The sequence below is a fragment of the Bacillus pinisoli genome (genome assembly GCF_023036475.1).
GTDB classification, from domain to species: Bacteria; Bacillota; Bacilli; order Bacillales; family SA4; genus Bacillus_BS; species Bacillus_BS pinisoli.
Genome location: NZ_JAJQKI010000001.1, coordinates 258223 through 272249, shown reverse-complemented (window position 1 = coordinate 272249; position 14027 = coordinate 258223). Strand labels below are relative to the sequence as shown.

Annotated in this window: 13 protein-coding genes; 7 read left to right on the top strand and 6 right to left on the bottom strand. The window is 37.9% G+C overall.

Annotation, left to right across the window (positions count from 1 at the left end; translation table 11 throughout):
- Positions 1-41 precede the first annotated feature (41 nt).
- The 7 genes from LT143_RS01395 to LT143_RS01365 all read left to right on the top strand — a co-directional run bounded on the left by LT143_RS01395 (position 42) and on the right by LT143_RS01365 (position 8474).
- Entirely contained in the window at positions 42-1208 is a 1167-nt protein-coding gene (locus LT143_RS01395; RefSeq protein ID WP_246938775.1) for a TraB/GumN family protein, read from the top strand.
- A 433-nt stretch (positions 1209-1641) separates the two neighbouring features.
- Entirely contained in the window at positions 1642-2361 is a 720-nt protein-coding gene (locus LT143_RS01390) for a ThuA domain-containing protein (protein ID WP_246938774.1), read from the top strand.
- A 64-nt stretch (positions 2362-2425) separates the two neighbouring features.
- Entirely contained in the window at positions 2426-3454 is a 1029-nt protein-coding gene (locus tag LT143_RS01385; RefSeq protein ID WP_246938773.1) for a Gfo/Idh/MocA family protein, read from the top strand.
- A 14-nt stretch (positions 3455-3468) separates the two neighbouring features.
- Positions 3469-4515, top strand: coding sequence for a Gfo/Idh/MocA family protein (locus tag LT143_RS01380; protein ID WP_246938772.1), 1047 nt, complete (start codon positions 3469-3471; stop codon positions 4513-4515).
- Between the two features lie 3 nt (positions 4516-4518).
- Positions 4519-5487, top strand: a complete 969-nt coding sequence (locus tag LT143_RS01375) for a sugar phosphate isomerase/epimerase family protein (protein ID WP_246938771.1) — start codon at positions 4519-4521, stop codon at positions 5485-5487.
- Between the two features lie 101 nt (positions 5488-5588).
- Positions 5589-7244 (top strand): glycoside hydrolase family 13 protein, encoded by a 1656-nt coding sequence (locus tag LT143_RS01370; RefSeq protein WP_246938770.1) that lies wholly within the window; start codon positions 5589-5591, stop codon positions 7242-7244.
- Between the two features lie 210 nt (positions 7245-7454).
- Positions 7455-8474 (top strand): LacI family DNA-binding transcriptional regulator, encoded by a 1020-nt coding sequence (locus tag LT143_RS01365; protein WP_246938769.1) that lies wholly within the window; start codon positions 7455-7457, stop codon positions 8472-8474.
- Between the two features lie 91 nt (positions 8475-8565).
- Here LT143_RS01365 and LT143_RS01360 read toward each other — a convergent pair whose 3' ends face one another.
- The 6 genes from LT143_RS01360 to LT143_RS01335 form a co-directional block, all read right to left on the bottom strand.
- Positions 8566-9483, bottom strand: coding sequence for an aldo/keto reductase (locus LT143_RS01360; protein WP_246938767.1), 918 nt, complete (start codon positions 9481-9483; stop codon positions 8566-8568).
- Between the two features lie 221 nt (positions 9484-9704).
- On the bottom strand, positions 9705-10145 hold the full coding sequence (locus tag LT143_RS01355) for a cell wall hydrolase (RefSeq protein ID WP_246938765.1): 441 nt from the start codon (positions 10143-10145) through the stop codon (positions 9705-9707).
- Positions 10146-10306: 161 nt separating this feature from the next.
- Positions 10307-11083 carry a 3-hydroxybutyrate dehydrogenase gene (locus LT143_RS01350; protein ID WP_246938763.1) on the bottom strand — a complete coding sequence of 259 codons (777 nt, stop codon included), beginning with the start codon at positions 11081-11083 and terminating at the stop codon, positions 10307-10309.
- Positions 11084-11151: 68 nt separating this feature from the next.
- Positions 11152-12471: a GntP family permease gene (locus LT143_RS01345; protein ID WP_246938761.1), complete on the bottom strand. Its 1320-nt coding sequence runs from the start codon at positions 12469-12471 to the stop codon at positions 11152-11154.
- Positions 12472-12584: 113 nt separating this feature from the next.
- A complete protein-coding gene (locus LT143_RS01340) occupies positions 12585-13247 on the bottom strand; it encodes a CoA transferase subunit B (RefSeq protein ID WP_246938759.1) in 663 nt (220 codons plus the stop codon).
- 16 nt (positions 13248-13263) lie between these two features.
- Entirely contained in the window at positions 13264-13950 is a 687-nt protein-coding gene (locus tag LT143_RS01335; RefSeq protein ID WP_246938757.1) for a CoA transferase subunit A, read from the bottom strand.
- Positions 13951-14027 lie beyond the last annotated feature (77 nt).

Below are 14027 nucleotides of genomic sequence, written 5' to 3'. Positions count from 1 at the left end.
AATGTAGTTGTAACCAAAACTTTTGAGGAGAACCCATGCGTATGTCAACCGATACCATTACAAGATTAACCATAAATGAAAAAGAAATTATTCTCATAGGAACTGCCCATGTTTCAAGATATAGTGCTGAAGAAGTAAAGGAAGTTATCGAGAGTGAAAGACCTGACACAGTTTGTATAGAGTTGGATCAACAAAGATATCAATCTCTTACTGATGAAAACAAGTGGAAGGAAATGGACTTGTTTGATGTTATTAAAAAACGAAAAACGACTCTGTTGCTGATGAATCTTGTTATTTCTTCTTTTCAAAAACGAATTGCAAGCCAGCTTGGTATAAAAGCAGGACAGGAAATGATCCAAGGTATTGATTCTGCGAAAGAAGTAGGAGCAGAACTTGTTTTAGCAGACCGTAATATCCAAGTTACGTTTTCGAGAATTTGGAACGGTTTAGGCTTTATGGGGAAGGCAAAGCTACTATCAGCTCTAGTAGGTAGTATCTTCAATAAAGAAGAGATTACAGAGGAAGAGTTAGAAAAACTTAAGAAAGAAGACATGCTTCAGTCCATTTTGCAAGAGTTCACACAAGCTTTTCCAGGATTAAAAAAGACATTAATTGATGAACGCGATCAATATTTATCACAAAAAATTAAAGATGCCCCTGGGGAAAAGATTGTCGCCATAGTAGGTGCAGCGCATGTGCCGGGAATTAAGAAGGAAATTAACAAGGAGCATGATTTAAAGAGCTTAAATAAAGTCCCAAACAAAAAGAAAAAGCCCAAATGGGTAGGGTGGATTATACCCGCCATTATTATTGCTTTAATAGGGTATACCTTGTATGAAAATCCCTCAGCCGGTTTTCAACAAACGCTTAGCTGGATTTTATGGAACGGAACGTTTGCTGCCCTGGGAGCAGCTATTGCCCTTGCACATCCGCTTGCAGTCCTGACGGCTTTTATTATTGCGCCAATCAGTTCGCTAAATCCTCTAATGGCTGCTGGTGTATTCTCTGGACTCGTCCATGTTTATTTCCGTAGGCCAAAGGTGACGGACTTTGTGAAATTATCAGAAGACGTCTACACGGTAAAGGGCTTTTGGAAGAATAAAGTGTCAAGAGTTTTACTCATTGTGCTTCTTACAAACTTAGGTAGTGCAATTGGTACATTCATTGGTGGGGCAGATATTATTAGAGTGTTTCTTGAGAATTTATGAATGTAATGTTCAATCAGAACTTGAGCAGTTATTAGATTTGCTGGAGTCTATGCAAATATAGTTAAAATTTTTGATACAGAGATCAAGCTAAAAAGGAGAGTGAGTGAAAATTCACTCTCCTACTTTTGTTCTAGATAATAAAAACGATTTCATTAGCTCATTAAATTTATTATACTAAATAATAGTTTACATCTATTGAAGGTTACTTTGTACCTAAAAGTGCAATCGTTTGCAAAAATGAGATTGCGAAGGATATAAGTGACTGTTTTTAGACAATCTTTAATACAGTTCATTATTATTATTATTATTATTATGACTGTCGCTTACTTGTAAAAATGTTGTACTTAATAAACGTTTGCTAACTCAAAAATAAGTAATGCAATCGATTATTTTAGCAATAATGTAGAGATAAACATAGATGGAGGTTATTTTTATGTTAAAAGTTACAGTGTGGAATGAAAATCGCCATGAGCAAAAAAATCCGCTAGTGAAAGAGGTATATCCACAAGGTATACATGGTGCACTGGCTTCATTTTTAAGTGAAGATTTTACTGTGAGAACTGCCACTCTAGATGATCCTTCTCATGGACTAACAGATGATGTACTTACAGACACGGATGTGCTTGTATGGTGGGGCCATCTTGCACATGACGAGGTGAGTGATGAAATAGTTGAGAAGGTAAAACAACGAGTATTGGATGGAATGGGGTTAATTGTACTCCATTCAGGACATTTCTCGAAAATCTTTAAAACCTTAATGGGAACGACTTGTGATTTAAAATGGCGTGAAGCAGATGAAACCGAACGCTTATGGGTTGTTGATCCAGGACATCCTATTGCAGAAGGAATTGGAGAATATATTGAGTTAGAAAAGGAAGAAATGTATGGAGAGCATTTTGACATTCCAGCACCAGATCACCTAGTGTTTGTGAGCTGGTTTGAAGGTGGAGAAGTGTTTAGAAGTGGATGTACTTTCCACCGTGGCAAAGGCAAGATTTTTTATTTCCGACCTGGACATGAAACATACCCTACTTATTATAACAAAGAAGTTCAGCGAGTTATTACAAATGCTGTTCAATGGGCTAAGCCAACTGCATTACCAAAACCTGTATATGGAAATGCAAAACCTTTACAAGAAATAAAAGCGAAATAAGCTTGAGAAAGCAACAAACTTTTAGAAAAGAACCTAAAAAAGAGCTTAATTAGGAGGAATTTACATGACAACGTTAAAAGTAGCTGTAATCGGATGTGGAAGTATTGCCAAGCATCGTCATCTACCTGAGTATGCGAATAATAAGCACGTAGAAATTGTGGCAGTTTGTGACATTGTTAAAGAGCGTGTTGACGAATCTGCTGCACAATATCAAGCAAAAGCTTATACAGTTTATCAAGAACTATTAAAAGATGAGTCAATCGATGTAGTAAGTGTGTGCACTCCTAATTATTTACATGCACCAATTTCCATTGCTGCATTAAACGCTGGGAAGCATGTTTTATGTGAGAAGCCAATGGCTACTTCAAAGGAAGAGGCAGAGGATATGATTGCCGCTTCAAAAGCTAACAATAAAAAACTGATGATTGCCCATAACCAGAGATTTGTTGCTTCCCACCAAAAAGCAAGAAATCTCATTGAATCAGGAGAAATCGGGAAAATTTATAGCTTCCGTACGGCATTTGGTCATGGTGGACCTGAAGGATGGAGCGCGGATGGAAAAGAAAGTTGGTTCTTTAAGAAAGAGGAAGCTTTTATTGGGGCAATGGGAGATTTAGGCGTACACAAAACGGATCTATTAAGATATTTACTAGGTGAGGAATTTGTTGAAGTGGGCTCCTTTATTGAGACAAGTGCTAAAGAAAATACAGATGTTGATGATACTTCTGTTTGCATTCTCAAAACAAAAAATGGCATCATCGGTACATTAGCTGCCAGCTGGTCCTATGTCTCAAAGGAAGATAATTCAACCATTATTTATGGAGAAAAAGCGATAGTGCGTCTAGAGGATGATCCAATGGCATCATTGATTGTCCAATATAAGAATGGCGAAGTCGTAAAATATGAATTAGGTGGCATTCAAACAAATGAATCCGGAGGTCAAACTAGTTCACAAGTAATAGACTTATTTGTTGATGCTATCCGAGAAAATAAAGAGGTGCCAGTGAGTGGAGAGGAAGGGCTGAAATCTCTTCAAGTCGTACTCGCTGCGCTTGAGTCAAACGAAACCAAAAAAATTGTACCCTTATCGTAATTGAGGTGAAATACATGAACAAGCTACGAATGGGGATTATTGGTACTGGAGGAATAGCCCAAGGTAGGCATATACCTGCATACTTAAAGTTAGCTGATCAAGTAACCATCACAGCAATCAGTGATGTAGATGAGCAAAGAGCAAGTATGGTTGCCGAGCAATTTGGTATCCCCAAAATATATAGTGATTATCAAGATATGTTTAATGATGTAGATGCGGTCACAATCTGTACACCGAACCGCTTTCATGCTGAAATGGCCATTAACGCCTTAAATGCAGGACTTCATGTCCTATGCGAAAAGCCAATGGCAATGAATACAGAAGAAGCTCTTCTCATGAAAGAAGCTGCTGAACGGAATGGGAAAATCTTAACAATCGGTTATCATTATCGTTTTATGAAAGAGCCACAAGCTGCAAAGAAGCTACTTCTTCAAGGAGAAATAGGTGAGCCGTTTGTATCAAGAGTCCAGGCATTACGAAGAAGAAAAGTACCAGGATGGGGCGTGTTTACGAATAAAGCTTTACAGGGTGGCGGTAGCTTAATAGACTATGGCTGTCATTTTCTTGATTTATCCTTATGGCTAATGGGTAACCCAGAACCTGTTGAAATAATAGGTACTTCATATAACCGCTTAAGTAAAATGCCAAATCAAGTGAACCTATGGGGAGACTTCGATCATAACACGTTTGATGTAGATGACCATGTTACCGCTTATATTAAATTTGAAAACGGGGCATCATTATTCTTTGAAACTTCGTGGGCGGCAAATATAAAAGAAGACGTTGAAGCTGTTAGTATATCTGGAGAATTTGGTGGGATTGATGTATTTCCTTTCCATCTGAATCAAGCTAAGAATGGTATGCTGTTAAACAGTACTCCAGACTGGTTAACTGGTGAGGATGACCCTGGACTTCCGCAAGCCCGTAATTTTATAAACAGTTGTTTAGGCTTAGAAAAGCCGATCGTTACAGCGGATGAAGCCATTCATGTGACGAAAATAATAGATGCAATTTATAAAAGTAGTGAACAAGGAAGAAGCATTAGGCTAAAGGAGGAATAAGTGATGAAGCTCGGAGTTTTTACTGTTTTGTTCTCACAAAAAAACTTTGATGAGATGCTTGATTATGTAAAAGATGCAGGATTGCAAGCAGTTGAAATAGGGACCGGAAACTATCCTGGAAATGCTCATTGTGACCTTGATTTATTACTTGAAGACGAAGAGAAACGTGCAGAGTATTTAGAAAAAGTTCATTCAAGAGGCCTTGTCATCAGTGCATTTAGTTGCCATGGGAATCCGATCTCACCTGAAAAGGAATTTGCAAATCAATCACATGAAGTTTTAGTAAAAACAATTAAACTGGCTAGTTTAATGAACGTTCCAGTTGTTAATTGTTTCTCTGGTACAGCAGGAGACCATGAAGACGCAAAATATCCGAACTGGCCAGTAACTCCGTGGCCTACTGAGTATGGAGATGTACTTAAATGGCAATGGGAAGAAAAGCTGATTCCATATTGGAGAGAAGTGGGTAAGTTAGCACAAGATCATAATGTGAAAATAGGCTTAGAATTACACGGTGGATTTCTAGTTCACACACCTTATACTTTACTAAAGCTTAGAGAAGAGACGTGTGAAGCAATTGGAGCTAATCTTGATCCAAGCCATTTATGGTGGCAAGGAATCGATCCGGTAGCTGCTATTAAAATTCTTGGAAAAGCAAACGCCATTCACCACTTCCATGCCAAAGATACATTTATTGACCAGGACAATGTAAATATGTATGGACTGACGGATATGCAGCCTTACGGAAACGTGCAAACCCGTGCCTGGACGTTTAGATCTGTAGGATGTGGACATAGTATTCAGGAATGGTCTGATATGATGAGTGCGTTACGTACCTATGGGTATGATTATGTCGTTAGTATTGAGCACGAAGATCCTATTATGTCAATTGAAGAAGGTTTTAATAGAGCAGTAAAAAATCTCAAAGCAGTCCTTATTGAAGAAAAACCTTCCGACATGTGGTGGGTATAAGTTTTTGGTTTTACTTATTAAAGGGAAGTCAAAATTGATTTTCCTTTAATAATTTTTAACAACATGACTAGCTTATTAAAAGCAGGATAAGAGGTGCAAGAATGAAGAGAACATGGTGGAAAGAAGCAGTAGCCTATCAAGTTTATCCTCGGAGTTTTATGGATAGTAATGGTGACGGCATTGGAGATCTTCGTGGGATGATCCAGAAGTTAGATTATATTAAGGATCTAGGTATTGACGTTATATGGATTTGTCCTATGTATAAATCACCAAATGATGATAATGGTTATGATATTTCTGATTATCAGGACATTATGGATGAATTTGGTACAATGGAAGATTTTGATCTTCTTTTAGAAGAGGTTCATAAACGTGGAATGAAGCTGATTATTGATTTAGTAATCAATCATACATCAGATGAACACCCTTGGTTTATAGAATCTAAATCTTCAAAAGAAAACTCAAAAAGAGATTGGTATATTTGGAGAGACGGAAAGAATGGAAAAGAGCCAAATAATTGGGAAAGTATCTTTTCAGGTTCCGCCTGGAAATATGATCCAGACACCGAACAGTATTTTATGCACATCTTCTCAACCAAACAACCTGATCTAAATTGGGAAAATCCTGATGTCAGAGAAGCGTTATATTCCATGATTAACTGGTGGTTAGACAAAGGTATTGATGGCTTCCGAGTTGACGCTATTAGCCACATAAAGAAAACACCTGGACTGCCTGACTTACCAAATCCAAAAAAACTTGATTTTGTACCTTCTTTTGAAGGGCATATGAATAGAGAAGGAATTCAAGACTTTTTAGCCGAGTTAAAAGATGAGACGTTCTCTAAATATGACATCATGACAGTCGGGGAAGCAAATGGAGTAAGTATTGAACAAGCTGACGAATGGGTTGGAGAGGAAAACGGAAAGTTTGACATGATCTTTCAATTCGAGCACTTAGGTTTGTGGGATAAGGGAGAGACCGGTGGAATTGATTTAGATACCTTAAAAAGTACATTAACAAAGTGGCAAAAGGGTTTAGAGAATAATGGCTGGAATGCTTTATTCTTAGAGAATCATGATCAACCTCGTAGTGTTTCAACATGGGGAAATGATAAAGAATACTGGAGTGAAAGCGCAAAGAGCTTGGCTACTATGTATTTTTTAATGCAAGGTACTCCATTTATCTATCAAGGACAAGAATTAGGAATGACAAATGTAAAATTTGAAAATATTGAAGATTACAATGATGTTGGAATGATTAATTACTATCGCATAGAGACAGATAAAGGGAAATCGCATGAAGAGGTTATGAAGGTCATTTGGGAACGTGGGCGGGACAATAGCCGTACACCAATGCAATGGGACCAGACGTTAAATGCTGGATTTTCAACTGGGACACCGTGGATTGGAATGAACCCTAACTATAAAGAGATTAATGTGGCATCACAAAAAGATGATGCGAACTCTATTTTAAATTATTTTAAGAGCCTCATACAGTTAAGAAAAGAAAACGATGTTTTAATTTATGGAGCATACGATCTCATACTAGAGGATCATGAGCAGGTCTATGCATATACAAGAACACTTGAAGATGAGCAAATACTAGTGTGCTGTAATTTATTTGGCAAGCCAACAAAGGTTGACCTGAATCTGAGTAATGCAGAACTGCTACTATCTAATTATCATCCTGAAGAAGAATCAAGTGAGTTATTAAGACCATATGAAGCTAAGGTATATCGTTTGCATCGTGCTCTCTAAAAGTAGTAAAAAAGGATAATAAAAAACGGCTTGATTTAGAATCGAGCCGTCTTTTTCAGTTCTCCAGCCTGTACCTCTTCTAATTTGTTGTACTGTGTAACATCTAGTTTTAAAATTCCTATACGATTTTTATGGATATCGTTATAATAAAACTGCGTACTTATGGGAAAAGGTTAAACAGTTTCATCGTATTTAAGGAGGTGTTAAACTATGACTGTAACAATAAAAGATGTGGCAAAATTAGCGAAGGTATCTCCATCCACCGTTTCACGAGTGATTGCTGATAATCCAAGAATTAGTCATAAGACAAAAGAGCGTGTAAAAATAGTGATGGACGAGTTGGGCTATCACCCAAATTTTAATGCAAGAAGCTTAATCAATAAATCTGTGCAAGCTATTGGGTTGGTTTTACCTAATTCAACCGAAAAAGTTTTCCAAAATCCATTCTTCCCCGAAGTAATCAGAGGGATAAGTAAGGTTGCTCATGATAAAGAATATGCGATTCTGATCTCTACAGGCGAGACAGAAGATCAAATTTATAATGAGGTTGTAAGAATGGTGCAGGGTGGAAGAGTAGATGGATTGATTCTCCTGTATTCACGAGTAAATGATAAAGTAACAAACTTTTTAATTGATAGGAAGTTTCCATTTACCATGGTTGGAAAGCCTCATGTAAATACTGATGCCATTACTCATGTTGATAATGACAACTATAATGCAGGTAAATCTGTTACTGATTTCTTACTGAAGTTAGGGCATAGACAAATAGGGTTCGTTGGTGGGAGTTTAAGTCTCCTTGTAACCGTTGATCGATTACGAGGTTACGAGGACGCCTTGGCAGCTGCAGACGTACCATTTAATAAAGAGTATATTGTCCACGAAGAATTCTTAAGAGAAGGTGGACAAGAAGCAGTTAAAGAACTAATGTCGTTAAAAAAACGACCTAGCGCACTAGTAGTTGCCGATGATTTAATGGCACTAGGGATGTTTAATACATTAGCAGAGATGAAAATAAAAGTTCCTGATCATTTATCCATTATTAGTTTTAATAATCTGTTATTATCTGAGATTTCCAGACCACCACTAACGACGGTTGATGTCAATATTTATCAGCTTGGTTTTCAAGCGGCAAAATGTTTAATTGAAAAAATTATGAATCCACAGGAACCAGCTAAGAGGATTATAGTTCCATTTACTATAATCGAGCGTAATTCATGTACGACTAAATAAAGCTTTACTATACTAAATAAAAATAAGGTAGAATTCTTCACTTTTCCAGAAGAATTCTACCTTATTTAATTTGTGAGAAAAATGCTTCCAATTAAGGCAGCACGTTTCCTGCTGCACGGTAAATACTGTACCATTCCTCACGGGTTAGGTTTATTCCAGTTGCCTTCACACAATCATTTAGTCTCTCCCGATTCATGGTACCAATAACTGGTTGCATGTTTGCAGGATGTCTTAATAGCCAAGCGACTGCAATAGTAATATTACTTACCTCATACTTATTGGCGATCTCATCGATTTTTTGGTTCAGTTCAGGGAATTTTTCATTTCCAAGAAAAACTCCTTCAAAGAATCCGTATTGGAACGGTGACCATGGTTGAATCGTGATATCGTGTAGTCTACAGAAGTCTAATACGCTACCATCTCTATTCACCGCTGCGTCGTTTTCCATATTTACATTAAAGCCATTTGAAATCATGTTCGAGTTAGTAATACTCAGTTGAAGCTGATTGGCTACAATCGGCTGCTTTACATACTTTTGAAGTAACTGAATCTGCATCGGATTTTGATTAGATACACCAAAATGACGAACCTTACCTGATTTTTCTAGGAGGTCAAAGGCTTCAGCCACTTCTTCAGGCTCTACTAAGGTGTCTGGACGATGCAGTAACAATACGTCTAAATAATCTGTTTGTAATCGACTTAAAATGTTGTCAACAGAGTGTAAAATATGTTCTTTCGAGAAGTCAAACATCCCTTTTCGTATTCCACATTTGGATTGGAGAATAACCTTTTCTCGGACATCGTCATTCATATGTATAGCCTTAGCAAATAACTCTTCACATTTCCCACTATCATAAATATCTGCATGATCGAAGAAATTTGCACCTAATTCCAGCGCGTGTTGGATATATTGTTCTGCATCCCTTTCGTTTAAAGAAGTTAGTCGCATACATCCAACTGAGAGAACCGGGACTTCCAAACTGCTAGTTCCTAGTTTCATCGTTCTCATCTTATAAAGTCCTCCTTTTATCCCTCACTTAATATGTACTTACAATGGTTGTCTACTTGATTTTACAAGTAATGGTTCAGTATATCAACAAGAAGGGTAGTCATGCTTGGGTGACTATATACTACCCACTTAAACATGAAAATCCCAAGGAACTCTTCGTTAAGTTACCTTGGGATTTTACCTTTATTGTGGAAAAGGACTTTTTATGGATTAACGATTTTTTACCAACTATATGCGCCCTCACATGTATTCGCCTTTGGTTCATAATAACAATGTTGTTTGTATTGTCCAGACTGTGGTTGGTCATACCATGTTGGTGGACATGCGCCATACGGATTAAAATACCACAGGGAATATTTAGACGGATGTTCTCTCCAGTAATCCAACGTTTGTTTAGCTAACTTTTTCTCAACATCTCTTGCTCTGTTATAAAAGACATTTCCTTTTTGTACGGCTTCAAACGAATAGTTTCCACCTTGAACTTGATAAATGACTTGTCGGATTGTTCGTAAGCCTTCAAAATCTCCACAATTTGCTTTTAGTCGGTTGACAATAACATTTCCAACCATTAGCATTCCTAGTCTTCCTTCACCTTCAGCTTCCGCCCTCATCATTCTTGCCACTAAATCAATATCACTATCGGTATATTTTACTCTTGGCATTTTATCACCCCTAACAGAATTGTATGAATAAAGCCCTTAAATGTTGCTTTTTCAAACCAATCTAAATACGAGTGGCCAAGCAAATTTATTCATGAACAAGCAGTTTTGGATAAAGGAAAAGGCGAAGAGGATCCCTCTACGCCTTAAATGACTAATAAAGTTTATTGAGCTGTATATCCGCCATCAATAACACATGCTTGACCTGTGATTCCTTTTGCGAGATCACTACATAAGAACATTACATAATTGGCAATTTCATCAACAGAAAGCAATCTTTTTTGTGGCACTAATGGATAAATTACCTCTTCAAGCACACGTTCTAACGGTACGTTTCGTGTCTTTGCTAGGTCACTTAATTGGTTACGTACTAAAGGAGTATCCACATAACCAGGGCAAACAGCATTCACTGTTATTCCATGTTCTGCACCTTCTAAAGCAGCAACCTTTGTAAGACCGATGACGCCATGCTTTGCGCTATTATAGGCAGCTTTTCCTGCAAATCCAACTAGTCCGTTAATAGACGCCATATTAATAATACGGCCAAACTGTTGTTGTTTCATAATTGGAAATGCTTGTTTAATCGCTTTAAATGGAGCTGTTAACATGATAGATATTAATTGTTCAAACTTCTCTGTCGGGAAGTCTTCAATTGTAGATACATGTTGCAGTCCAGCATTGTTGATTAAACAATCAAGTCTACCGAAGTGTTCTACCGTTTTAGCGAGGGCGTGTTTCATTTCGTCTTCATCTGTTACGTTACATTTAATACCGATAACGGCATAGCCACTTTCTTGTAAAGTGGAAGCCGCTTCAGTTACTGCACCTTCATCTAAATCAGAAAGGACGACTTTTGCTCCATTTTTGGCAAATGTTTTTCCAATTTCTAGTCCAATTCCTCTTCCAGCGCCTGTTATGAAAATAACTTTGTTTTCAACCATGTCACAGAACCTTCCTTTCTTGTATCATCTAATTTATTCAAAGTAACCATAAAACTAGTTTGTAAGGATTATAATCCTAGACCAAATGAGAATAGGATAATGGCTAATACTACCCCAATAGCTGGTACAATTACTGTTAATGCTCCAACAGCACCGTAAGCAGCTTGGTGAGTTTCGCCACAGATTGCACGAACCGTAGTTACAACATAGCCGTTATGTGGTAGAGAGTCTAGAGCACCAGAAGAAATAGCGACTGTTCTATGAAGTGCTTCTGTGTTTACCCCTAAGTCTAAATAGTGTGGCGCTAATAATGGAAGAGCGATAGCCTGACCACCTGATGCAGAACCAGTAAGACCAGCGATAACACTTACTGCAATAGCTCCTCCGATTAGAGGACTTCCAGGAATACTAGTCATCGCTTCTACAGCCACTGTGAAAGCAGGTGTTACTTTGGCAACAGCTCCAAAGCCTACAACAGCTGCAGTGTTAGCGATTGCAACTAACGCACCCATTGTTCCTTCTGATACAGCAGACCAGAAAGATTTGAAATATTTACGATTTAATAGATAAGTAGCAAGAACTCCACCTAAAAGAGCAACAATTAAAGCAGATGTTTTTAATGAATCATGGAAAATAAACGAGATAATTAAAACTACTAATAATGGAATAAGTCCAACAATTGGATTTGGTAATGCTCTATTTTCAGCAACTGGGTCACCTTTTCGATCAACGAATGTTTCACCTTTAGCAACAGCCTTCGAGATCATACGCTTTAACCACCAGTATCCGAACACAGCCATAAATACTGCGACAATTAAACTAACTTCCCAACCTGCATATGGAGAAGTGTTTAAAAATTGAATCGGAATCCAGTTCTGAATCTCTGGAGACCCAGCAGATGTCATCGTAAAAGTAACGGATCCAAATGCTAATGCAGCTGGAATGAATCGACGAGGTAGATTCGCTTGCTTAAATAAACTTAATGCCATTGGATAGACAGAGAAAGCTACCACGAATAAGCTAACTCCTCCATATGTTAATACAGCACACGCTAATACAATAGCTAATACAGCATACTTCATACCTAGTTTTTCAACGATAAATTTAGAAACGCTATCTGCTGCACCGCTATCTTCCATAACTTTACCGAAGATAGAACCTAATAAGAACATTAAATACCAGGCAGCAACAAACCCTGAAAATCCAGTCATATAGTTACCAACTAAGTTAGCTGCACCTTCTTCCGCTAATTGTGGGAATAATGGTAATCCACTAAAGACTGCTACAATAAGAGCACACAATGGACCTGCGACGAGCAAGTTCATTCCTTTCATTGTTAAATAAATGAGGAGAGCTAATCCTCCAATAAGGCCAATCATACTTAACATTTGTTTTCCCCCGTTTCATCTATTTTTCTTTTTGGTGAAGCTTTATCCTTAAGACTCTTTACACTTTGATAAGTTACAGTTAAGAGCTAAGTTTAACTTGAAAACAAGTTCTATTAATAAAATTTTACTTCATCAATAATGAGCTCAGGCTCAGTACTTTGTTGAATGTCTTCAATGGTGTATCCTTCAAAGACCTCAATGAGTTTTAAGCCTTGCTCTGTCACATCAATAACAGCTCGGTCAGTGATAATTCGGTTAACCACCGATTTTCCGGTTAAAGGAAGGCTACACTGATTGACAATTTTTGGACTGCCATTTTTACTAACATGGTCCATAATGACAATGATTTTCTTTGCTCCATGTACGAGATCCATTGCTCCGCCCATGCCTTTTATCATTTTTCCAGGGATCATCCAGTTTGCTAGGTCACCGTTCTTTGAGACTTCCATGCCACCAAGGATGGCAATATCCACATGACCACCACGGATCATGGCAAAAGACTCGGCGCTATCAAAATAGGAAGCACCTTTAATTGCCGTTACTGTTTCCTTACCAGCGTTGATTAAATCTGGATCTACCTCATCTTTAGTAGGAAAAGGTCCGATTCCGAGTAGTCCGTTTTCTGATTGGAGAACTACTTGTTTATCACTACTAATGAAGTTGGCTACTAGGGTAGGGATGCCGATTCCGAGGTTAACGAAGTAACCGCTTTCAATTTCTTGCTCCGCACGCCTTGCAATTTTCTCGCGAATCTCTTGTTTACTTTGCTGTGTCATGTGTTAGTTCTCCTTTCTACGAAACTGTTAATCTTTCAATTCGTTTTTCTTGTTTTCCAACTATAAGTCTTTGAACATAAATGCTAGGTGTATGCACATCGTTAGGGTTAATTTCACCAATTTCAACAAGCTCTTCAACTTCAGCAATGGTAACGCTGCCAGCAGCTGCAATCATTGGATTAAAGTTTCTCGCTGTCTTATTGTAGAGAAGGTTGCCCATTTTATCGCCTTTATGTGCTCTGATTAAACTGAAATCAGCATGTAAAGCTTCCTCGAGGATGTATTCTTTCCCTGAGAACACCCGTACTTCTTTTCCCTCTGCAATCGGTGTACCTACTCCGGCTGGTGTGTAGAATGCAGGGATTCCTGCTCCGCCTGCTCGAATTCTCTCGGCTAAAGTACCTTGTGGAATTAATTCTACTTCAATTTCACCTGAAAGAACCTGTCTTTCAAATTCTTTATTTTCTCCAACATAAGAACCAATCATTTTCTTGATCTGTTTATTTTTCAATAGTAAACCAAGGCCCCAATCATCTACTCCGCAATTGTTTGAAATGACCGTTAAATCTTTTACCCCAGTTTCAACTAAAGCGAGTATTAAGTTTTCCGGAATCCCGACAAGTCCAAAGCCACCTACCATGAGTGTAGAACCGTCTTTGATATCCTTTACTGCCTCAATGAATGATGTAAATACTGGTTTCATGAAAATCCTCCTTTCTGAATATAAGACTCACCATATTAATAAGCAAGAATCGTGCCAATAAAACAAAATGTTGTCGC